This window comes from Pseudomonas sp. KH_017, assembly GCF_057840285.1.
On the sequence record NZ_CM174509.1, the window covers coordinates 4,338,494 to 4,361,993 of the forward strand.

Here is a 23,500-nt window from a genome sequence, read left to right on the forward strand (position 1 = left end):
CTCTCGACAGCTGCTAATGTGCTACATCTTTTTGAAGCAGGCAACCTCGTCAACTGCCAGCAATGCCACAAAGCTTCCCTCCCGCAGTACAAACGTACCGGCCGGGGTAACTTCAACACCTCTACGATGAATTACTAACCATGCCCCAGACAAAAGAACAACTTATCAACATCATTTCCCAGGCTGATGTTGTAGCAGATGCCTCAACGCTACGCGACAATATTAGCCTCAGCGACCAGGGTGTTGACTCTCTCGGCATGTTCAATATCATTCTGTCTATCCAGGATCACTACGTCATCGAGATACCTGACGAGGATATTGAAGGCCTTAAAACCATCAATGACCTGGCCGATTACATAAAATCAAAACTGCAATAACCGACATCCCTTGTCATGTAGGGGAGGCAGACAGCATGTCCACTCTCCCTCATGCCGTTCTCGACCGTGACAGGGTTCACCTACCTATTATCTACACAGCGTCAGCCTCGCCCTCCTACGTTGAGCACCCTGCATGCCTTTGACGTTTTTGAAATTGTTGATCGCGTTTTTTATCTGTGCATTTCTCATACACACATTTGACCTTAAACTAACGGCATTAATCAGCGACATTACAGCATGGCACTACCTTGCGCTGGCGGCTGTTATCCCAATCACTTTGAGTTCTTTTTTTTCTGTCAACCGCTGGCAAGTGTTCCTGCGGCTCAATTCGATTGACGAAGCGTTAGCAAGCCTCTGGAAAATAAACCTGGTTTCTCAATTTCAAGGTTTGATTTTGCCCTCGTCGCAGGGAGCGGATGCCTTTCGTATGTTTCACATCGAACGACGCCACCCGAAAAAGCGGGGTACCGCAGGCAGTACGGTAATCATTGAGCGCATGATTGGACTATTGGTGTTATGTACCTTTACCCTTTTTGCCCTGCCCTTCTTGCCGGCATCAGACAACTACGCGCTGCTCATCATGACCGTCGGCGCCGTCAGCAGCATAGCCGTAGTGGCCCAAATAATATTGACCAGCAAAAAAATCCATACACTTTATAGCGGCCGCACCGTCAATAACCCGTTACTTTCCCTATTGCTGGGGTATATTCAGAAACTACATGCCAGCACGATTAACTTCCCCTACCGGCAGGCGCTCACGTCATCCCTGCTTTTTATCTGCTGCTATCAAATATCCCTGATATCGGTAGTGTATTTGGTATTTCGTGCCTACGGCTATGACATCCCCTTCATTCAGCACTTTGCTCTCTATCCGGTCATCGCCATCCTGACCATGGTTCCAATAACAGTGGGTGGGCTTGGGGTACGCGAAGGTTTTTTTGTTTATTTTTATGGTCTACTTGACGTTCCAGCCAATATAGCCGTGGGCGCCTCCCTGGCAAACTACATTCTAATGGTCCTGATCCCTGCCGCTTGCGGTGGCTTTATTTACTTGTGGGATACTATTCAGGAAAATCGCCTGAAAGATAAAAACTAAAACAGAGAGCCAGATTGATGTCCCCAGATCGCACCCCGTTCCCCAAGTCCGCCTTTGAGGCGCTTGCCCAGGCAGAGGCACGCCACTGGTGGTTTCGCGCCCGTAACCGCGTGATCATTTGGGTGCTGAAATCTCGCATCGGCAAAATCCGGAATTTCCTGGAGATTGGTTGCGGTACCGGCTTTGTGCTGGAAGGGATTCACCAGGAATTTCCCGAAACGACACTCTCCGGCACCGAGTTTTTCGAAGAAGGCCTGATGCATGCACGTCGACGCGTGCCCAGCGCAAGCTTTGAAAAGCTGGACGCGCGCGCCATGAACGATGCAGAGCGATTTGATGTAATTGGCGCTTTTGATGTCATCGAACATATCGATGAAGATGAACAGGTACTGGCGAATCTTTCCCGCGCACTGCATAAGGATGGTCATCTATTGCTGACCGTTCCCCAGCACCGCTGGCTGTGGTCCGCCGCGGATGAACGCGCCTGTCATGTGCGCCGCTACACACGACGCGAGCTTGTCGACAAGGTAGGCCGCGCCGGCCTTGAGGTTCAATACGTCACATCCTTTGTCACCCTGCTCGTCTCCTTGATGTGGCTGGCACGACAGCGCCCCGGTCAAAAAAATGCGCAAGTAAACAGCGAATTCGATATTTCTGACCGGACCAATCGGCTCCTTGAGTTCGTTATGAAGATAGAGCTTGGCCTTTTGAAGGCAGGCATCACCTTTCCTCTCGGCGGCTCACTCTTGCTGTTAGCCAAAAAACCATAATCTGGAGACCTACAGTGAGCGACTTTAAAATTCCCTTCAATCGCCCTTTCATGACGGGAAAGGAACTTTACTATATTGCAGAAGCAAAGTTCCTTAATAAGCTTGCTGGTGACGGCCCCTTCACTCGACGTTGCCATCAGTGGCTTGAACAGTACACCGCCAGCGAAAAGGCACTGTTGACGCACTCGTGTACTGCTGCCCTGGAAATGTCAGCCCTATTGCTCAATATTGAACCTGGGGATGAGATCATCATGCCCTCTTACACCTTCGTCTCCACTGCTAACGCTTTTGTATTGCGCGGTGGAATACCGGTGTTTGTCGATATCAGAAAAGACACACTGAACCTGGACGAACGCTTGATTGAGGCTGCGATTACACCTCGCACCAAGGCAATCGTTCCGGTTCACTACGCCGGCGTCGCATGCGAAATGGACACGATTATGGAGATCGCCCGCCGGCACGGTCTCCGCGTGGTTGAGGATGCTGCGCAGGGGGTCATGGCCTCCTATAAAGGAAGAGCCTTGGGCAGTATTGGTGATCTGGGCGCATATAGCTTCCATGAAACCAAGAACGTGATATCCGGCGAAGGCGGCGCGCTATTGGTTAACGACCCGACACTGTCATTACGCGCCGAGGTCATTCGGGAGAAAGGTACGGACCGCAGCCGTTTCTTCAGAGGTGAAGTGGACAAGTACACTTGGCAGGAAGTCGGCTCTTCCTACCTGCCAGGTGAATTGACCGCCGCTTTTCTTTGGGCGCAGCTGGAAGAGGCACAGTCGATCACACAAAATCGCCTGGATAGCTGGAACCACTATCACCAAGCGCTCGAAGGGCTTGAATCGACAGGCGCAGTACGCCGCCCGATCATTCCGGCAGAATGCACACACAATGCACACATGTACTATGTCTTGCTTGCTCCCGGCATCGATCGCCAACGCACGCTAGAGAAGCTTAAACACGACAATATCCACCCGGTATTCCATTACGTACCGCTGCATTCCTCACCGGCAGGACTGCGCTACGGCCGAAAACATGGCGCGATGACAAATACAGACAGCCTGTCGGACCGCTTGATCCGCTTGCCACTGTGGGTGGGGCTGACAGAGGAACAACAGGCAGGTGTCGTCGACTCGCTACAGCGCGCCGTTTCCTGAAGGGGAACACGCAGCGTGCAATTGCTGATCTGCACACTGCGTAGCTGCACCCATGACATTGGACGCACGGTATATCGTTGCCAGTAGATAAATGAACTAACCGCTCAGCACATCTGAGGACTTACCTGGAGCTTCCAGAGAGCTTTCAGGCTCGATGGGTACAATGCAGATTCAATGCTGGGATTGGGCTATCATTGGCGCCGATTAATAAGCCTTTACTGACGAATATGGAATAATCGATTTTTAAATCGACTGGATGCCAAAGAATGAGAGATGTTTTAACAAATAAAATTCCAATAATTGTTCTGGCATTGTTCTTTGCTGTATTACTGAGCGGGGTATTTCTTCCGGTTTATTCCGATGAAGTCATGACAAAGTTCAGGGTTGCGCGGCTCTTTCTGGAGGACGGAAATGCGGTTACCCTTTTTCCACAATGCACAACAACTGCAGGGCGGACAGTTTCATGGGTATTTTATCCGGCCGGTATATTACTGTCGGCGATCTATGCCCACCTGGGTCCGTTAGGCTTGAGAGTGAGCGGTATTTCTTTATCGCTGATCTGGTTTGCCTTGCTCGCTTATTGGTGCTTGAAGCAGGCGCGTGATGTTGAAGGGGCTCTTCAGCGTTTCGCTGGATTGGTGGCGGTGGCTTCACTGGGTGTCCTCCCCTATCTGTGGGTCTTGTCGCGTCCTGAACAACTTCTGATGCTGCCGATCCTGGTGCTTTGTTTGTTGGCACTCTTCTTCAAGGAGCAGAAGTCTGCGCGCGCGCAGGTGGCAATGACTGTTGGGCTTGCATTGCTGCTGACATTATTTTTCTATGCTCACCCGAAGAGCCTGTTCTATGCGCCATTCGCGCTAGCGGCCGTGTGGTTGGCGACGGCAACGTACCACAAAGCGATTCGCTATGGCTTGTGGCTGTTCGTCGTGGTTCTGTGCATTCAGAACTTTCACTATTTCAGCGCGCTGGCGGGCTGTCAGGATGCGCCGAACATTCAAAAAATGCTGGCGGCCAACACATTGTTACCGGGTATGCTGTTCTCTGCACCAGCTGAGTTTGTCAGCGCCGCATACAATAATTTAATAAGCTTCCCTGACCGGGTGTTGATACACCTGACCTTTAATGCCACTTTTCAATCAGGCTGGCTGCCTCCTATCGTCGGTAGCTTTGAAGAGTTGCCGCACCTCAACCTTGCCATTTATTATTTTCTGTACGCGTTTATTATCGGAATCCACGTTGTAAGCATCCCGGTATTTCTGTTCCAAGTGGTTCGCCGCAAAGTGTCTGCGTCTGTCGTGCTGGCGCTGTTGTTGGTCGGCGCAGATTTGATCAATGCGTTTTTCTACAACATCCAGAATTTTTATGCAGGCATTCAATTCATGCCTGTGTCGATCATCATCACAGCCCTGTTGATGCATTCCCGACGCGCAGTGAAGCCAAGTAACATACCCACGCTAGCAGCCTATTCACTGTTGTTGCTGCTATCTATGGCGTCGATGGTGACACTGTTAGCCCTCGTGACCCCTGGCATCACAGGCAACTCCTCCTTCGCTCAATCGAGCTTGCCCGGGCAGCCACTTTCGATTCCGGTGCTGGGGACTCAGCTTCACTTGGATTCAATCAGCAAGCTGGGGGCGTCATGTGGTATTCCCGCGGAGTCGGCAGAAAATGTCGTAGTGGACCACATGACATATTTTGCCTTTTTGCGCGACAAGAAACCGATCCACGTGCTCTACGTGTCTGAGTTCGGCTACGGTGGCGACTTGAGCAACGGCAGGCTGCTGCCATTTCTCAAAGGACTGAACAGCCCAGGCCTGATCACGCGTTGCGAATGGGTGCCGTCTGAATTCCGGCAGGCGCAGGAGAAGGACGATATGGGCTACTGCTGTGTCAATTTCGGCAAGATCTGACTAGCGTTACCGGCATTAGTGCCCTCGGCACCCCGGAAACGGGAGGCCGAGGGGGCTCGATCATTTCCCAGACCGTCACGCCCTTGCGATGGGCCTTGGCAATTGCACCAGGTTCGGCCAGCTCAGCTTCGCGCCGCTTGAGCCAGGCCTGGGTCGCGGCCTTGCGATCGAAGGTCTGGTTTTCCTGATAAACTGTCACACCCTTTTGCATGATGCGGATCTGTGCGGTGTACGCTGCAGAGCCATCCTTGCGCTTGCGAACGGTGATCGATCCCATGGATTTTGCTACACGAGTGGTTTGCGTTGTTACATAGCAGCAAGGCTCACTCATTATTAAGCAAAAAACCGTAGCAAATGAGAAGTAGCTAAATGCCGATGAAACCCGCAGAAAACCTAGCCTCCCCAACAGATACGGTATCCAGGAGGTTTTCTGTTGCGCCCATGATGGACTGGACCGATAGACACTGCCGCTTCTTCCTGCGCCTATTGTCGAAAAACGCCCTGCTCTACACCGAAATGGTCACCACTGGCGCGCTTCTCAACGGCGACCACGAACGCTTCCTGCGTCACAACGAAGCCGAACACCCGCTCGCCCTGCAACTCGGCGGCAGTGTCCCGCTGGACCTGGCCGCGTGTGCGCGCATGGCTCAGGAGCATGGTTACGACGAGGTGAACCTGAATGTCGGCTGCCCGAGTGATCGGGTGCAGAACAATATGATCGGCGCATGCCTGATGGGGCATCCGCAGCTGGTGGCCGATTGTGTGAAGGCGATGCGGGATGCGGTGTCGATTCCGGTGACAGTCAAGCACCGTATCGGCATTAATGGGCGCGACAGTTACGAAGAACTGTGTGATTTCGTCGGCACGGTGCGGGATGCCGGCTGCACCAGCTTTACCGTGCACGCGCGGATTGCGATTCTGGAGGGGTTGTCGCCGAAGGAGAACCGTGACATCCCGCCCCTGCGTTATGACGTGGCGGCGCGGTTGAAGGCGGACTTTCCTGAGCTGGAGATTATTCTCAACGGCGGGATCAAGACGCTGGAGGCCTGCCACGAACATTTGCAGACGTTCGACGGCGTGATGTTGGGCCGCGAGGCGTATCACAACCCCTATGTGATGGCCGAGGTGGATCAGCAGCTGTTCGGCAGCACGGCGCCGGTGATCAGCCGCGCCGAGGCGCTGGCGCAGTTGCGTCCTTATATAGCGGCGCACATCGCTGCAGGTGGTTCGATGCACCACATCACCCGACATGTGCTCGGGCTGGGCACCGGGTTTCCGGGAGCACGCAAGTTTCGGCAGTTACTGTCGGTGGATATTCACAAGGCCAAAGAACCTTTGGTGTTGCTGGATCAAGCCGCGGAGCTGCTTGAGGGACGTTAACGGTTAGCCGCCTCCCTGCGACCAGGCTGCATGTCCTGCAGCCTGGTGCGAGTGTCAGTGCGCCGCAGCCCCGGTCCAGTCAACCCAACCGAATACCCACGTTGCCAGAATCAGCAAACCGAATCCGATCCGGTACCAGGCGAACACGGCGTAGCTGTGGGCGGCGATAAACTTGAGCAAACCACGCACGGCGATCATGGCGAAAAAGAACGCCGTCACGAAACCCAGCGCAAACACTGGCAGGTCACCGGCCTGGAACAGATCCCGATACTTATAGCCTGAATACACGGCGGCACCGACCATGGTCGGCATCGCCAGAAAAAACGAAAACTCCGTGGCAGCCTTACGCGACAGACCAAACAGTAACCCACCGATAATGGTCGACCCAGAGCGCGAGGTACCCGGAATCATCGCCAGGCATTGCGCGAAACCGACCTTGAGAGCGTCCTGCCAGCGCATATCGTCAACATGCTCGACATACACCACGTGTTCCCGCTGCTCGGCCCACAACATGATGATGCCACCCGCCACTAATGCCACCGCTACAGTGATCGGGTTAAACAGATACTCATGGATCTTATCGGCGAACAACACTCCCAAGACCACTGCCGGAAAAAAACCGATCAATAGATTCAAGGTGAAACGTTGCGCATTGCGTTGGGTCGGTAAGCCCGTGACGATCTCGAGAATCTTGCGACGGAACTCCCAGACAACCGCCAGGATCGCGCCCAATTGAATGATGATGTTAAAGGCCATGGCTCGCTCGCCGCCGAAGCTGAGCAAGTCCGCGACAACAATCTGGTGCCCTGTACTTGATATAGGCAAAAACTCCGTCAGACCTTCAACCATCCCTAAAATCAACACTGTTATGGTTGTCCAAAGATCCATTAATCCTCCCTCAGCGACAAATACCAATGCGTCGACTTTGTTCCAACTCAACGCCAACACGATAGTAAAGCGCATCAGGCCGCTTAATAAAACTCTATGTTATGAAATGTCCATGACCGACCTCACCAATATGAACGTTAGATAACAGTTAATATCGGAGAGTGTCGGGCCAAACAAGAGCGACAACTCGCACTCGAAACAACAAAACCCCGCAGCCTCATGGCACCCGAACAAAAAAAATCAGGCAGCTGAAACTTTAGCGAGATGCACGGTCATATGGGGGCGAAAATGCGGGACATTTGGCCATTAGATGGCACAATGCTATGCCTGGTCAGCCCACGAGATTGTCATCGATGATTAGGCACCTCGAACCACAGGCGGGCAGACGATCACACCAGAATCACCGACGATGTTAAAAAAACGAGACGACCGCTAGAAAAAACAGTGAAATGTTACCAATTGTCAGTCACAAACGAGAATTGCTGCTTTAACATTCAAATGCCCGCACCCATCCGAGTCAAAGCATGATGCTTACAGGGAAATTAACGACTACAGGCCACAGCGACGTGAAGGAGGAGACAGGTATTCTCACCATTGGGCGAACCCATACGCTAGCTGAGGGCTTTAGGGAATTAGTCGCAAGCCACATAGGCAAGGATATTGCCGTTGATGCGATGTGCTATAGCAACTCATTCAAAAGGAACAATAGTACCCATTCATACCGTGCCATTTTTATCGTTATCGACAACCCTCAAGCGTTTGTTGAAAGCCTTGCCTTGGTAGAAAATATTCGCGCCGATAATTTGGCGTCAATAGTGATTGTAGCCATCACCGGCAGAGGCACCTACAACAAGATGAAATATTATCTGGCCGGGGCCGACTACTGTATTAATTGCGACACTATTACAGACGAAAATACGGACGCACTGTCCGAGTTTTTTAACAGCCCAGAATGGCAAAAAAAGCATAATCTGCTTTTGGACCCCACCCGGATGTGCCTGACTGGCGACTATAAAAAACTGGATGTATCGTTTGCGGAAATGAAAATTCTTGAGGCTTTTTCTCAAACAACAAACCAGATATTGAGCCATGATGAAATCGCCAGGATCATGGGGCTGAATATAAATTTTTATGACCCAAGAGCCTTGGAAAAGTCGATCAGTCGCCTTCGCGGCAAAATAAAAGGCATGTATGGCAGCAACGCCATTCAAAGTATCCGTGGGCATGGATATCGTTTAATCAGGGGTCTGATCTCGACAACCTGATTCTTAATGTAAAAGGGAGTTTCTGTTTTATGAACGCAACAGGGAGCGTGCGACTCTACGGTCACGCAGAGCATTACCTGTCTCGACAATTGATCCTCACTCGGGATGATTGTCCGTTTGGTAGCGAGATCAGAATACATTTTGACGACTCCGCTTCCGCCGCCTACGCGCCAGAGGCGCATCAGATGAGTGGGATCTACAGTGAAGTACTGATGCAAACCAGGCTGATTGCATTTTCGCTGAAAGATCACAACACCACCAACGGAAATAAATATTTAAGCCGCAGATTTGTTTGCGTAGGACAGTCAGATCTCGCCAACTCTGCGCTCACCGAAGAGCTGATTCAGTCCGGCGCTGCTCTGCGCGAATTTGGCCAGACACTGGTTATCGTGCTTAATGAACTCCCCCTCTCGGCAGTCAGCTTCGCAGAAAAAAAGAAAATCCTTCACAACGTATATCTGTTGAAAGATCACGGCATAGAAATCGCGCTCGACGACTACAACATCGACGATGAAAGTATCGAAATCTTCACAACCCTGAATCTATTCGACTATATAAAGATTTCCACATCCTCTCTAGACTTGAGCCTCAAGCTCAGTGGCAACCCAGAGTTATTCAATCGCCTCCACGAACGCATGACCACGCTCACTCACAACACAAAAGTCTCCTTTATAGCGGACAGAGTCGAGCATGCTGCCAGCCATATACTCGCACGCGCGCTGCCCTTCGATTACTTCCAGGGGAGTCATTACTCCCCTGCCGACAACCTTTGAACCAAGACCCAGACGTGCAACTCAGGAGAGAGCCATGGATAGCAGCACAAACCTCCCCAGAAAATATTTTGTCGTGGTGACACACAACCCCGCACTACAACTAGAGCTTGAGGCATTGCTGTCCAGCAAGCGATATAACGCTTACGGCACGTCACAGGCAAAGATGTTTTTTGAAGGCGTCGCTCCACCCACTTCCGCCCCCAAGCTTATGGAGTTTATTTCCCCGCATGTGGCCAAAATGGCTCCTCCGGTTATCAAGCATGATACGCAGCGCATACTTTCGAGCTTCAAGTCCGAATGGCAAGCTGCGCAAGCCATAACGAAATTTACTCATTTCACATCAACTGCAAACGACTCCAGGGATGACACCAGGGAATGCGTCTCCCAGCCGGCCAAACCGCACGTTGCGCCGACTGAAACCTGGCGACTGAGCGATGTCAGCGGCGTGTTGATCAAAGATGACGTGGAGATTGCCTTGACTGGCCTGGAAGCCACGCTGCTTAAAAAAATGCTGCACCATGATGATCGCGTGGTCAGCAAGGACGACCTTATCCGCAGCATCGGCAGAGAACCTGAGCATTATCGGGGTCTCGAAATGTGCCTGAGCCGGTTACAGGAAAAGTTTAAAAACGCCAGCAACGGCGAACGCCTTTTTCGTGCCGTAAGGAATCGTGGGTACTGCGTGATACAAAAAATCGTACGCGTAAAAAATCTGGCCTGAACAATTCAAATTGTTCGCCCCGGCAGTGCAATACAACAATAATAAAGCACGCCATTTTACCCCCGTACCCCCCCTCCCCCCCTCTATAAAGCTACGTTAAAAAAGCCTAATCCAGACTATTTATAACGCAGTTCTTGTCCAGACATATCAACCAGATACACCACCCACTCGTTAAAAGTCGTCAGACAGTGCCCGCACTAATAATTTAACCTATGTACCGATGACAGCGCCGCCCGCGTGGCGTTTCGGTCGTCAATGCTTCGCCATCTGATATGAACAATAACTCTTGCTGCACGTATTTTGGCTCTTGTCTGTCGAAACGCGAATGGACGTATTTTGGGGATACCGTATGGTTAACAATCTTCGTATCAATCGAAATACCACCCCCAAAGGACTGACCTTCTGGGGACAGTGGGCACTTGGCCAAGGCTTTGTTGTTGCCCTGTTATTAATATTGGTTTACTACCAGACGGGGACGGTAGAGTTCTATTATCGAGTCTGCGCAACGCTTACTGTGCTTGCATCGGTTCCGGCCTATACATGGTGCGGCGTCTATGCAAAGAAGGACAATTACCTGGAGGGCCTGGTAAGACTCCTGATGGGTTGGTCCATGACACTGGCAGCGCTGGCTATTGTCGCCTTCCTCTGCAAGGCCAACGAACTGTTTTCTCGCCAAATCATTCTGACATGGGCTTTCTGCAGCTACATCGGGCAGGCGCTGCTGTACGTCCCACTGCATGGTTTTTCGAAGTACTACCAACGGGCGCTTCAAATTGAGCGCAGAACACTGATTGTTGGTACTGGCGAGCTGGCACTGGGATTGGCTAACAAGCTTCGCGCCCTCGAGCACTTCCCATTGGTCGGCCTGGTAAGCTCCGACACCACTCCTTTACTGGAGACAGGTGCGCCACCTGTCGTAGGCCCGCAAGAAGAACTGCTCGAACTGATCAAGACCCATGACATCCGCCGCCTGTACATCACGCTGCCCCTGAGCGAAGCGGTACAAATCGAAGAAATGTATGTCGACTTGCTGGATGCCAACGTAGATGTTGTCTGGGTCCCGGACTTGAACAGCCTGACGCTGCTCAATCACTCGGTCAGTGATGTGGATGGCATGCCGGCAATCCATTTGATTGAATGCCCGCTGTCCAGCCAACCCACTGCCGCGTTGAGCAAAAGCCTGCTTGATAAAAGCGTGGCACTGATGGCCATTGTCGCTCTGAGCCCGTTACTGTTGATCATTGGCCTGGCCGTCAAATTCACCTCCCATGGTCCGGTATTTTTCAAACAGGACCGTCACGGATGGAACGGCAAGGTCATCAAGGTCTGGAAGTTTCGCTCGATGCGCGTGCATGACGATCACGAGGTCAAGCAAGCCAGTCGTAACGACTCGCGGATCACCCCGATCGGGCGCTTTATCCGTCGCACTTCCATCGATGAGCTACCGCAATTGTTCAACGTCTTGCAGGGCCATATGGCGCTGGTCGGGCCACGCCCTCATGCCGTTGCGCACAATAACTACTACTCCGGCAAGATTCTCGCCTACATGGCGCGCCACCGAATCAAACCGGGGATCACCGGGCTGGCTCAAATCAACGGTTGCCGCGGCGAGACCGACACCATCGACAAGATGCAGAAACGCGTCGAGATCGATCTCAAGTACATCAATAACTGGTCGTTGTGGCTGGACGTGAAAATCCTGGTGAAGACGCCGTTCACCTTGCTGTCAAAAGACATTTATTGATGGTGCGTCTGCAGGCTAACCAGGGAAAGCAAGCCATTTTCCCAGTGCGTTAGCCTCGTCACCCGTGGCTGGATCTTCACCAGCCACGCCTGCAACCGCACCAACACCGGCAAGTTGTTCTGCTGCCGACTTTCGTGGCGATGTTCATCGCCGACTTCTCTTAAATCTCCGCTCGATACCGTACAGCTTGTTGACCCGATATCAGGGCGATATCGGCACGCCCGGACTTACCTTCAGGCTGAACCTTTTGTACCTCAACAAACATACGTCAGGCAGGCGCAACGACAGCAGTCGATCGCTAAAAAGTGGATGCCGGGCAATCCCATGACGACAAAAACCGTATTCGCGAGCCGGAACAACAGCTACGCCGCAAAGATGCAGCCTTGGCTAAGAGCGCTGCTTTCCTGGCGCTGCGAAAGAAGCTTAATGCCTAGGGGGGAAGCGAAGATGAGGGCAACGGACCTTGTTGCCGGAACGGTATCCGCTCATTGATTGGCTGGCCGAGCGCATTGTGACGGGAGCCCACAAACATCCTGACGGATGCACGGGCTACAACCGCCAGATCCATACCCTGAGAGCGGCACGACATCGACCTTGAAAGACGCCGCAAGGAAGATTCCGATGATTACAAACGAGCAATGCACCGTATCAATGCTTACTGATATCAACCAAGGGGACGCTGATTCTTTGCTCACGCTGCAGCAGTGTCATCAGGAGCAACACTCGCTGCTCTCCCTCCATCGCCAGGAAGATCGCTTCCACATCGACAAAAGGCCCCTCATTGATACGCACCCTCTCCCCACAGGCAAACCGAGCCTCCACAGGGGCTGCGCTATCGTGCTCATAAAGTTGGGCGATCAAGTCATCACCTACGGGCAGCGGCTTGCCTCCAAAACTGACAATTCGCAATACACCGCGGGTAGAACGCAAAGGCGCCCAACTCTCACCTGAGCCGAGCTGGATAAACAGATAACCCGGAAACAGCGATTCGCGAACAGCCCTCTTGCGCCCCTGTAAAACACGCTCGCGCCGGTGCGTAGGGCGAAAACAGGTATACCCCTGGTTAACCAGATTGATCTCTGCACGCTCGTCCTGGCTCGCCTTGCATTGAACCAAATACCAGGCACTGGCAGTGAGACTCTCAGGCAAGGTCGTTTGAACTGCCGAAGCACTATGGATGGACACAATCAACCCCTTCTACGCCTATGTGGCCAAGTAGCTCCGTGGTTTTCTCCTCGACCTTGCGACGGATTTCTCCCAAGGATGGAAACGCACCCGAGAAACGGAATTGGCCGACCATGGAAACTGCGCCCTTTAAAAACATGCGAAACTTATTGTCAATAAACGAATGCTGGAGAACGCTTTACCCAAAGCAATCCCCGACACTAATCGTCAAACCGCGCCTCACGCTATTTAACACAGCCCAATACTGCACAACACAAAAAAGTCGAGAATGTTAGAATTTGTCCGATAACACCCGGCAATGTTATTTTAAGAGTTGGCAATGTTATTTAATATCTGACTTTATATATTGATATTTTTTTTCCGCGCGCACTCAATAATCACGTGGCATTTAATGGTTGAGTTTGTCGTGGGTTGCCAGTTATGATTTTTAGCATAGCAACTGTCAAGCACGCTCCCAGTCCAGATTCCAGCAGACCAGAGTCTTCGCAGTGAAAAGTTTCATCCAGTACGGTAACTCCTCACGGAAAGAGGCACACACCCAATAGCTGCAAGCCGTCATAAAAGTGCCATTGAAGAAAAACAGAATTTCAGTCTTTCCAATTGCACCATCACCGCAAGTGTGGAATTTCCAGGGAGGTTGCCTTGTTTAACAAGATTCTAATCGTTTGCATTGGCAACATTTGCCGAAGTCCTACTGCAGAACATTTGTTGCGAGAAGCACTGGTCCGGTCCGACATCGAAGTCAGCTCCGCGGGTCTTGGCGCGCTACAAGACCACCCTATCGAGCCCACCGCCCGGATCGTACTGGAAGAGCATGGCCATCTGCCAACAGAGCACAAAGCCAATCAACTGACCCCTGCCGCCATCAGCGAATCGGATCTGATCCTGGTGATGGAGCAGTCGCACATAGACCGTGTTCTCAAGATCGCGCCTGAGGCGCGAGGAAAGGTCTTCTTGCTGGGCAAGTGGCAGAACAACCGCGAAATCAGCGACCCCTACCGTCAAGGCAAACCGTCTTTTGTGCATGCATACGCGTTGATTGAAGAAGCAGTAACCGCCTGGGCAAGGCGTCTCGCACGCTAAACCATTCCTCGAATACTTGTTAAAAAAGAACTCACTTATGCAGCAAACTCCAGCATTAACCTCACATGACGATGATGATGAAATCGACTTGATGGGCCTACTCGGAACACTGGTCGATCATAAATGGTTGATTGCCGGGATCACTGCTGCCTCCATGGCCGTTGGAACGGCCTATGCGGTGTTGGCCAATCCTGTTTACCAGGCAACTGCCTTGATACAGGTGGAGGCTAAAAAAAATGACATGCTCGGTTTCTCCGATATCAACAGCATGTTGGGTAAAGAGTCACCTTCAGCCACAGAAATTGAATTAATCAAGTCGCGCGCCATCATCGGCAAGGTTGTCGACAATCTATCGCTCGATATCACTGTCGAGCCGAACCATTTTCCGGTGATCGGCGACTTTATTGCTCGCCGGTTCAAGCCAGACACTGTTAATGCGGTCGCGACGCCATGGTTCGGCATGAACAGTTTTGCCTGGGGTGGTGAAACCCTGAAAATATTTCAGCTCGAACTCCCACAGGAACTTCTGGGTGAGGAACTAACTTTCGTCAGCGGTGAAAGTGGCCACTTCACTTTGCTGGATGAAGATGACAATGTCCTGGTCGAAGGCCAAGTAGGCCAAGCCTATGACAAAGACGGCATTAAACTGCAGGTCGAAGTGTTGCAGGCAAATCCTGGTACAACGTTCAGCATTGTGCGTGACCCACGCCTGACCAGTATTTTGAAGTACCAAAAAGTACTTGATGTATCAGAGCGCGGTAAAGAATCCGGCATGATCGGAATGGCTCTTGAAAGCGAGGAGCCGGCCAAAGCCATTCAAATCCTCAATGAAATCGCCAAGCTCTATGTAAGGCAAAATGTTGAGCGGACATCGGCCGAAGCCGCTCAAAGCCTGGAGTTTCTAAACGATCAACTGCCTCAGGTCCGCAAAGACCTGGAAAAAGCCGAAAACGCCCTGAACAAGTATCAAATTCGTAGTAAATCCATCGATATCAGCCTGGAAGCCAAAGCCATTCTCGATCAGATCGTGGCGCTTGATACCAGCATCTCCGAATTGAAATTGCAGCAAGCGGAAATGGATCGCAAGTTTACCCGTCAGCATCCCGCCTATCGGGCCTTGCTCAGCCAATTAGGCGAGCTGACAAGCAAGCAGGATGGCTTGGCCAAAAAAGTCGAGGGCCTGCCTTCAACACAGCAAGAACTGCTTAGCCTCACCCGCGATGTAAAAGTCAGCACCGAAATTTATACCCAGCTCCTGAATAAATCCCAGGAACTGGATGTAATGCGCGCCGGCACCGTGGGCAACGTGCTCTTGATCGATACCGCCGATGTGGATCTGCGCAAGCCCGTCAAACCCAAAAAGCCCCTGATCGTACTTATTGCCACCCTGTTCGGGGCTTTTCTGGCTACTGCATTGGTGCTTTTTCGCAAAGCACTTAACCGCGGCGTGGAAAATCCGGATCAAATTGAACAGCTGGGATTGCCGGTGTACGCATCCATTCCTTTCAGCGCACTGCAAAAAGGTGAAGAAAACAAAACCCTCCGAAGTGGTCGAGGCCGCGCTAACAACGCCGCCCCCATACTGGCCAGCACTCACCCCACCGACCTGGCCATAGAAGGATTGCGCAGCCTGCGCACCAGCCTGCACTTCGCCATGCTCGAAGCCAGCAATAATCGCCTGATGATCTCCGGCCCGAGCCCCAAGGTTGGTAAAACGTTCGTTTCTGCCAACCTCGCTGCCGTCATCGCTCAGACCGGCCAACGTGTATTGCTGATCGACGTGGATATGCGCAAAGGGTATTTGCATAAAGTATTCGGGACTCCCGCTGAAAACGGGCTGTCGGATTTACTCGTCAAGCGCTGCGACCTGGCAACCGCGATCAATAAAACCGAATTCGAGCACCTTGACATTATTGGCCGCGGGCAAATACCGCCCAACCCTTCAGAACTGCTAATGCATGCGAACTTCAGTGCCTTCCTGGACGAAGTCAGCGCCCAGTACGACCTGGTGATTCTGGATACCCCACCGTTGCTCGCAGTGACGGATGCGGCGATTGTCGGTCGCCAGTCGGGCACTAGCTTGATTGTGACGCGTTTTGCACTTAACCCGGTTCGTGAAATTGAATTGACCATGCGCCGCTTTGCACAAAATGGCATTGATTTGAAAGGCGCCATTTTCAATGGCGTTGAAAAACGCGCCTCGGCCAAATATGGTTATGCCGATTATGGTTATTACAACTACGAATATAAATCAGAGAACGTTTAGTTAACTAACTGCTGTCGATACCCCGCTACCGTCGAGCAGAAGTGCATGGCGGTAGCCATATCAACTCCACCTTGCTACCTGCTGCTGAAAAAAGATGCAGACACATTAATAAATAATGGCGCTCTCAGGGACTGGCAATTAATCCTGGGGCGGTAGCGTGGAAAAAATCAAATTCGTGGTACCCCACGTCGATGGTTATCCGTTAATTCGGTGTATTTCTCTGGATCAACAAAGGTTGGGTCAACGTTGTTTTATACAGCATCGATCTGAAACGGCATTTGTTAGTCAGTCCAAACATCCCTCCACCTTCAGCTACGAACATAGCAATGGATCGCCCTATGAAGACCCTATGCATTTTTGGTACCCGTCCTGAGGCCATTAAAATGGCTCCACTTGCGCTGGCACTGGCGGCAGATGAACGCTTTGAGGCGAAAGTCTGCGTCACCGGCCAGCACCGTGAAATGCTCGATCAAGTGTTGGGGTTGTTTGCCATTGAGCCGGACTTCGACCTGAACATCATGAAACCCGGCCAGGACCTGACCGATGTCACCAGCGCGATCCTGCAAGGGCTGAAGAAAGTCCTGGCAGAATTCAAACCCGATATTGTGCTGGTTCACGGAGATACCGCCACCACCTTCGCTGCCAGCCTCGCGGCCTACTACCAGCAGATTCCGGTTGCGCACGTCGAAGCCGGCTTGCGCACGGGCAACCTCTACTCGCCGTGGCCGGAAGAAGGCAATCGTAAGCTCACGGGGGCGTTGGCCAACCTGCATTTCGCGCCAACCGAAACGTCACAAGCCAATCTGCTGCGCGAGGGCGTCGATCCAGCCACGATCGTCGTCACGGGCAACACAGTGATCGATGCCCTGCTGGATGTCGTCAAGCGTCTCGATCAGGACCAGGCACTGCTTGCCCAAGCCTCGGCACCGGCGGCCTTCCTGGACCCCGCTCGAAAACTGATCCTCGTTACAGGCCATCGCCGGGAAAGTTTCGGCGACGGCTTCGAACGCATCTGTCAGGCGTTGATGGAAGTTGCCCAGCAACATCCAGAGGTTGATATCGTCTATCCCGTGCACCTCAATCCCAATGTGCGCGAGCCGGTCAATCGACTCCTGACCGGCATTCACAACATCTACCTGATCGACCCCCTGGACTACCTGCCTTTCGTCCACATGATGAGCCGTGCGCACATCATCTTGACCGACTCCGGAGGCATCCAGGAGGAAGCGCCGTCACTGGGCAAACCCGTGCTGGTGATGCGCGATACCACAGAACGGCCAGAGGCTGTTGCCGCAGGCACGGTGAAACTGGTCGGCACCGAAACCGCCGATATCGCCCGCGAGTTGAACCGCTTGCTGACCGATACGGTCGCCTATCGCACCATGAGTTACGCCCATAACCCTTACGGCGACGGTAACGCCTGCCAGCGCATCATCGAGGCGCTGCTCGCTCGTTAACCCCCTCCCTTACTTAACAGCCGTGGCTTTGCCCGGCTGTTAGCTCGCATGAACAACGTATCTACACATCACCATTCAAGGACGCACCATGCCTTTCAACACCATCTCCGTCGTTGGTCTCGGGTATATCGGCTTGCCCACTGCGGCCGTCTTCGCTTCGCGCAAAAAACAAGTGATCGGTGTCGACGTTAATCAAAATGCGGTCGATATTATCAACCGCGGTCAGATTCATATCGTTGAACCAGACCTGGACATGGTTGTGCATGCCGCCGTGACTGAAGGCTACCTGCGCGCCTCCACCCGGCCCGAACCCGCCGATGCTTTTCTGATTGCGGTGCCAACTCCGTTCAAGGACGACCATGAACCGGACCTGAGCTACATCGAATCGGCCAGTAAAAGCATTGCACCGGTGTTGAAGAAAGGCGACCTGGTCATTCTAGAATCGACCTCCCCGGTCGGCGCCACCGAACAGATGGCCGCTTGGCTCGCCGAAGCCCGTCCAGACCTGAGTTTTCCGCAAACCCACGGTGAAAGCTCCGACATCCGCATTGCCCACTGCCCGGAACGTGTACTGCCCGGCCATGTACTGCACGAGCTGGTACAGAACGACCGAGTTATCGGTGGCATGACACCGAAATGCTCCGCATTGGCCATCAGCCTTTACAAGATCTTCGTCCAGGGCGAATGCATCGTCACCAACGCCCGCACTGCGGAAATGTGCAAACTCACCGAGAACAGCTCTCGCGATGTGAGCATCGCATTCGCCAACGAACTCTCGATGATTTGCGACAAGCTGGATATCAATGTTTGGGAACTGATCCGCCTGGCCAACCGCCACCCAAGGGTCAATATCCTGCAACCTGGCCCCGGGGTTGGCGGACACTGCATCGCAGTTGATCCGTGGTTTATCGTCAGTAAAACGCCGGAGCAGGCGCGCCTGATTCGTACGGCCCGCGAAGTGAATGACAGCAAGCCTCAATGGGTGATTGACAAGGTCAAACTGGCTGTAGCCGAGTTTCTGCAAGCCAACCCGGATAAGACGGCGCGAGAGGTGTCGATTGCGTGCTTCGGCTTAGCGTTCAAACCAGATATTGATGACTTGCGGGAAAGTCCAGCCCTGTTTATTGCCACTGAGATCGCAGCAACGCATTCAGGGCAATTGGTCGTAGTGGAACCGAATATTCAGACATTACCGGATACATTAAACAAAAAACTATCACTAAAAACTATTGAGGAAGCATTGACAGAGTCAGACATAGTTGTAGTTTTAGTTGACCACAAGGAGTTCAAAGAAGCTAAATTGCAAATTTTCGCGGGTAACCATATAGTTGATGCACGCGGACTAATGAGCAACTAACAAAGCAAACAATCAGCTACAAATCTGTCCATTTCACATACAACCCCATCTAAAGCGGTGGCCACAATTTAAACTTGGCCATCGCTTAGACTCGACAACATGTCTAATAATTTAAATTCCAAGACTCAACAAGCCGAATCAAGATGAGAAACAAACAATGCAGCACATAATTAGACTTTCCATAGATCAAGGACTGTCATCACTATCACTATTTATTTTCTCCATTACGCTAGCCCGCAAATTTGGCGCTGCAGACTTTTCAATATACGCAATTGCACTAAGCACGAGCCTGATGGTAACTGCAGTATTCAATTCCGCATACATCGAGCCCACAGTACTCAAAGGAAAAGCAGGACTTTCTCGAGGAGCAATAGTTACAAAGCTCTCGATATTAAGTTTAATAGCCTCAACACTTTGCCTGTTTTTTATAGAGCAGTCCCAATTCATCCCAATATTAGCATTCACTCTAGGAAACTCGGCACTATTCACAGTTAGAAGAATTAACGCACTAAGTGGAGAGCATAAAAAATCAACATTAGTCTCTACATCCAGCTTCGCAGTTACCATGATACTGCTATGGCCACTTAACCACACAGAAATATCGCTAGACGCATGGCTTATTATCTATGGAGTGATAGGCGTTATATATCTGTTTTTTTTACCCGCAATCAAACACGAAAGCGAAGAGAAAGTCGCCGCTGATTTAAGCAGCCTAACCACAGCAATCATGCTCTGGATATGCAGTAATTATTTTTTTTATTATTTACCGGCTGTTGGACGAGCGGATGAAAGCGGCCAACTAAGAGTCATCTATACTTTATTCATGCCCATCCTCCAAGCAGGTACAATAGCAGGATCTGTTCTTATATCGAAGAAAACAACCCACAGGGCCGCTCTCCCTATAATTTTATTGATTACCGCAGCCTATGGATTAACACTAATAGCTATAGGCTCTAAAACAATCCATAGCATTACCAACATCCCTATAACCACGCAGGAACTCGCATACGCCACACTTTTAGCAGTTGCAAACAATAGCGCCGGGTTATCATCAATATCATTGCGAATACAGAAACATATCACTCCGATCCTTATCTCCAGCATCATCTCAGCTTTAACACTTATTACAATTAGTTTCCTAGCAAAAAATCTAAATGAAGTTATCACATGCATCACACTAAGTTTTGTTTTAAGCATTATTCTATCGCGAGCCATTAGGCGCATGCAAAAGTGAAAACATCAAAAATCATTATACCTGCAATCCTACTATTCTCGCTCGACAGCTTGATAAAAATCAACCTTGAAGATTTCAGAATTCATATATCACACCTGCTATTAATAATAGCAATGGCGCTAAGCGCGTTATCTGCTAAAAAATGGCTTAGGCATTACACATACCACAACAAAACAATTATCCTTCTACTTATTTACCTTTCGCTTCACGCCTTTATCGCCACAGACTTAAAAACATATATAGTCGTACTTTCATATTTTGTTTTAGCCATAATGACACACGCCGCAATCTTCACGCACGCCAACCAAATCAACTTCAACTTATTTTTCAAAAGAACCCTAATCCTATTAGTAGCAACTGGCTTCGCCCAGTATTTATTATACGCAGTATTTAACTATCAAATTTCACTAGGCGGGCTTTCGGACACCTATTACAACGATGGCGGCAGCATTGCCAATCGTATGCGAGGTTTATTCCTTGAACCTAACTGGTATGGTTTGTATCTAGCTTCAGCTTTTATAGGATACATAATGACCATAAATAAAAAGTATCCTCCCATCCTCTTGATGACCCTTTCTTTTACATGCCTATACCTAAGTGAAAATAGGCTAACGCTATACTTTGCCTTGCTTTCGACTTCTATATTTTTTTACGAAAAATACGTCCACAAAATCCAAAAATATTTACTGATCATCGTATGTCTAATCCCAATGATATTTCTTTTAGTCTTAACCTTTAGTGACGCTTTATCGGGCGCGGCGGGGGATGATCGATCAGCATCCGCAAGAAGCGTTACAGCTCTTAAGACCGCAACCTATATCGAAGAAAATTTTTCACTACCTTCATTATTGTTTGGCAATGGCCTTTCTACTTGGGGGGAAATGGCTTACCAAGAAAATCTATCATCTCGGGCAAATTCGGAAAGAAGTAAATCGTCACGGGATACAAGCGAATCTTATGTAGTAGTGTTTGAACTAGGCTTAATTGGCGCCCTTTTGTTCTTTTTCGACTTTTACGCAACATGCAATTTTAAAACTAAAAGAACGGAAAAAACGCAGATGATAGTATTGTCCTCACTAGTATTTTGCGCGGCTTTTTATTACCCCACATTTTACTTCATGATGTATCTAGCACCATACTTTGCCGCCAGAACTTACTGCTCGTTAAGAAGTACTCCGCCAGGACAAATTGGTTCTTATCAAACCCAATCTTAAATACACTGCGCACAACACAGAACCAGATGCTCTATTAGGTGCGCGCCCTGCTGTTTACCTGTTAAGTTCTTGTACCGCCCTGCGCAAAAACCTTAGATTTTAACAATCCACTTATTAAGAAATTGCCATGCAGCGCATTAACTTTTTTAGTTCAGACCAGCATTAACTATAGAGCAAATTTTTACAGCTATATATATATATATATGCCGCACCCCATAGGCATAGCGACTGGAGATGGAGTTCGTTCAACCCATAGCATAAAAGCCTCGCAAGCTACTACTTTTTTTGGGAGGGAAGGTAATTTAGGCCAGTCTTTATGCATAATAGGCGAACTGATAAACAGCCACAGTTGTTTCGTATGGCTTATCGATATTAACTCTGTCGCTCTCCGACTCCTGACTTTCGAGAAAGTGCTTTTTAGTAGCAACCATTATTACCACGAGACAAATATAGATAAATCTCTCACATGGAACAAATTAACACAATTCACTAAACTCACAGCATCAAGAGACAACTCTATAAATGAAGCGAATATTACACCTCATAAATGATGCAACCCCGTTACGAGGCGGCGCGCAACGAATTTTAGCAATTCTAAGAAAAGATGATGCCGTACAAGGAAAAGAAACGTTCAGCTTTAGCAAATATAGACAAGACAATCTTTGTGACAAACACAACATTATTGGCGGAGGGTGTTGGGCTCTCAAAGCTCTATGGATTTCAATTCAATTGAAACCCGAATGGATCATCATCCATTCTAGATTTTATTTACCGCTGGTACCATTCCTTCGTTTTCTTGGAATAAAGACCTGCTTCTACGCCCATGCAGATTACAAATCAAAAAAAATAATATTTCGAATTTTTAAAACTGATAACTATGTCGCAGTCTCCGAAACCGTCCGCGACGGGTTTGTTAAAATGGGAATTCTTTCTCGCAAGATAAAGTTAATTAAAAACCCTATAACAGCCGACACTGCCACATATCCAGAGTATCCGGCAAACACCATAGACCTAAGCTACGTAGGGGGGCTTCATCCCTGGAAGGGCATTCTGGAGTTAATAGATTATATTGCGCTATCCGACGCCAAAATTCGATTAACCATTATAGGTGACGGCCCGTTAAAAGAGCAGATTCTAGATAAAACCAAACACCTGCCTGACAATATAAACTTAACTCTTCTAGGTGAAGTTGAAAGCCCTTTCACAAAAATTGCGCACTGCCATATAAATATCATGCCTTCTATTGAAGAAGGTTTCGGCTTAGTAGCAATTGAATCGATGTACCACGGTAGGATTCTAATCCACTCTGACGTTCCCGCATTGATAGAACTATGCTCCCTCGACGACTTATCAATTTCTTTCAGTCACGCCAACCCTGCATCGTTTTTAACGGCGCTCACCCATGCTATCGACTTATCGAAACAAGAAACACGAATGAAAACCCTCATCGACCGAAGTAGCTTGATAGCTAATCAGTATGGCATGAAACTATTTTTAGAAAACTATCGCGCAGCTTTGAAATAATCCGCGCAACTACCACTTCATCAGCCATCAATTAATCTGTTTATTAATCGAATGGATAGCTAACCGCAAAGTTAGAGCACATAACAATACTCACAGCTATAA

At 50.2% G+C, this 23,500-nt stretch carries 19 protein-coding genes and 2 pseudogenes; 17 read left to right on the top strand and 4 right to left on the bottom strand.

Annotated features, from left to right (window positions below):
- Positions 1-140: 140 nt before the first annotated feature.
- The 5 genes from AC3IT6_RS19780 (at position 141) to AC3IT6_RS19800 (ending at position 5,307) form a co-directional block, all read left to right on the top strand.
- A complete protein-coding gene (locus AC3IT6_RS19780) occupies positions 141-377 on the top strand; it encodes an acyl carrier protein (protein WP_200667110.1) in 237 nt (78 codons plus the stop codon).
- 133 nt (positions 378-510) lie between these two features.
- Positions 511-1,473 carry a lysylphosphatidylglycerol synthase transmembrane domain-containing protein gene (locus tag AC3IT6_RS19785; protein WP_489272784.1) on the top strand — a complete coding sequence of 321 codons (963 nt, stop codon included), beginning with the start codon at positions 511-513 and terminating at the stop codon, positions 1,471-1,473.
- A 17-nt stretch (positions 1,474-1,490) separates the two neighbouring features.
- The gene (locus AC3IT6_RS19790) at positions 1,491-2,243 is read left to right on the top strand and encodes a class I SAM-dependent methyltransferase (protein ID WP_223442100.1); all 753 of its coding nucleotides are present in this window, start codon (positions 1,491-1,493) and stop codon (positions 2,241-2,243) included.
- A gap of 14 nt (positions 2,244-2,257) precedes the next feature.
- A complete protein-coding gene (gene rffA, locus AC3IT6_RS19795; protein WP_489352169.1) occupies positions 2,258-3,397 on the top strand; it encodes a dTDP-4-amino-4,6-dideoxygalactose transaminase in 1,140 nt (379 codons plus the stop codon).
- Between the two features lie 266 nt (positions 3,398-3,663).
- Positions 3,664-5,307: a hypothetical protein gene (locus tag AC3IT6_RS19800; protein ID WP_489352171.1), complete on the top strand. Its 1,644-nt coding sequence runs from the start codon at positions 3,664-3,666 to the stop codon at positions 5,305-5,307.
- Positions 5,308-5,362: 55 nt separating this feature from the next.
- On the opposite strand, the pseudogene AC3IT6_RS19805 reads toward AC3IT6_RS19800, so the two are convergent.
- A pseudogene (locus AC3IT6_RS19805) lies at positions 5,363-5,584 on the bottom strand (site-specific integrase); the annotation flags it as partial.
- Between the two features lie 98 nt (positions 5,585-5,682).
- On the opposite strand from AC3IT6_RS19805, the gene dusA reads away from it, so the two are divergent.
- On the top strand, positions 5,683-6,687 hold the full coding sequence (gene dusA, locus AC3IT6_RS19810; protein WP_489356620.1) for a tRNA dihydrouridine(20/20a) synthase DusA: 1,005 nt from the start codon (positions 5,683-5,685) through the stop codon (positions 6,685-6,687).
- Between the two features lie 54 nt (positions 6,688-6,741).
- Here the strand turns inward: dusA and AC3IT6_RS19815 are convergent, their stop codons facing one another.
- Positions 6,742-7,575, bottom strand: a complete 834-nt coding sequence (locus AC3IT6_RS19815; protein ID WP_489356622.1) for an undecaprenyl-diphosphate phosphatase — start codon at positions 7,573-7,575, stop codon at positions 6,742-6,744.
- Positions 7,576-8,099: 524 nt separating this feature from the next.
- Here AC3IT6_RS19815 and AC3IT6_RS19820 point away from each other — a divergent pair.
- From AC3IT6_RS19820 to AC3IT6_RS19835, 4 genes are all read left to right on the top strand, one after another.
- A complete protein-coding gene (locus AC3IT6_RS19820; protein ID WP_489352173.1) occupies positions 8,100-8,840 on the top strand; it encodes a winged helix-turn-helix domain-containing protein in 741 nt (246 codons plus the stop codon).
- Positions 8,841-8,869: 29 nt separating this feature from the next.
- Positions 8,870-9,613 (top strand): EAL domain-containing protein, encoded by a 744-nt coding sequence (locus tag AC3IT6_RS19825; RefSeq protein ID WP_489352175.1) that lies wholly within the window; start codon positions 8,870-8,872, stop codon positions 9,611-9,613.
- A gap of 34 nt (positions 9,614-9,647) precedes the next feature.
- Positions 9,648-10,334: a winged helix-turn-helix domain-containing protein gene (locus AC3IT6_RS19830; protein ID WP_489352177.1), complete on the top strand. Its 687-nt coding sequence runs from the start codon at positions 9,648-9,650 to the stop codon at positions 10,332-10,334.
- 349 nt (positions 10,335-10,683) lie between these two features.
- Positions 10,684-12,078, top strand: a complete 1,395-nt coding sequence (locus AC3IT6_RS19835; protein WP_489352179.1) for an undecaprenyl-phosphate glucose phosphotransferase — start codon at positions 10,684-10,686, stop codon at positions 12,076-12,078.
- Between the two features lie 56 nt (positions 12,079-12,134).
- Here AC3IT6_RS19835 and AC3IT6_RS19840 read toward each other — a convergent pair.
- Positions 12,135-12,346 (bottom strand): annotated as a pseudogene (locus AC3IT6_RS19840) (IS66 family transposase); the annotation flags it as partial.
- 380 nt (positions 12,347-12,726) lie between these two features.
- Complete coding sequence (gene rfaH, locus AC3IT6_RS19845; protein ID WP_489356624.1) at positions 12,727-13,257, bottom strand: transcription/translation regulatory transformer protein RfaH; 531 nt, start codon at positions 13,255-13,257, stop codon at positions 12,727-12,729.
- 648 nt (positions 13,258-13,905) lie between these two features.
- On the opposite strand from rfaH, the gene AC3IT6_RS19850 reads away from it, so the two are divergent.
- The 7 genes from AC3IT6_RS19850 to AC3IT6_RS19880 all read left to right on the top strand — a co-directional run bounded on the left by AC3IT6_RS19850 (position 13,906) and on the right by AC3IT6_RS19880 (position 23,398).
- Positions 13,906-14,346: a low molecular weight protein-tyrosine-phosphatase gene (locus AC3IT6_RS19850; RefSeq protein WP_458370021.1), complete on the top strand. Its 441-nt coding sequence runs from the start codon at positions 13,906-13,908 to the stop codon at positions 14,344-14,346.
- Positions 14,347-14,383: 37 nt separating this feature from the next.
- Positions 14,384-16,612 carry a polysaccharide biosynthesis tyrosine autokinase gene (locus tag AC3IT6_RS19855; RefSeq protein ID WP_489352182.1) on the top strand — a complete coding sequence of 743 codons (2,229 nt, stop codon included), beginning with the start codon at positions 14,384-14,386 and terminating at the stop codon, positions 16,610-16,612.
- 338 nt (positions 16,613-16,950) lie between these two features.
- Positions 16,951-18,069, top strand: coding sequence for a non-hydrolyzing UDP-N-acetylglucosamine 2-epimerase (gene wecB, locus AC3IT6_RS19860; protein WP_489352184.1), 1,119 nt, complete (start codon positions 16,951-16,953; stop codon positions 18,067-18,069).
- An 88-nt stretch (positions 18,070-18,157) separates the two neighbouring features.
- Positions 18,158-19,426, top strand: coding sequence for a UDP-N-acetyl-D-mannosamine dehydrogenase (wecC, locus tag AC3IT6_RS19865; RefSeq protein WP_489352186.1), 1,269 nt, complete (start codon positions 18,158-18,160; stop codon positions 19,424-19,426).
- A 157-nt stretch (positions 19,427-19,583) separates the two neighbouring features.
- On the top strand, positions 19,584-20,660 hold the full coding sequence (locus tag AC3IT6_RS19870) for a hypothetical protein (RefSeq protein ID WP_489352188.1): 1,077 nt from the start codon (positions 19,584-19,586) through the stop codon (positions 20,658-20,660).
- Positions 20,657-21,874 (top strand): hypothetical protein, encoded by a 1,218-nt coding sequence (locus AC3IT6_RS19875; RefSeq protein WP_489352190.1) that lies wholly within the window; start codon positions 20,657-20,659, stop codon positions 21,872-21,874. Before AC3IT6_RS19870 ends, AC3IT6_RS19875 begins: the two co-directional genes overlap by 4 nt.
- 522 nt (positions 21,875-22,396) lie before the next feature.
- Positions 22,397-23,398 (top strand): glycosyltransferase family 4 protein, encoded by a 1,002-nt coding sequence (locus AC3IT6_RS19880; protein WP_489352192.1) that lies wholly within the window; start codon positions 22,397-22,399, stop codon positions 23,396-23,398.
- Positions 23,399-23,500 lie beyond the last annotated feature (102 nt).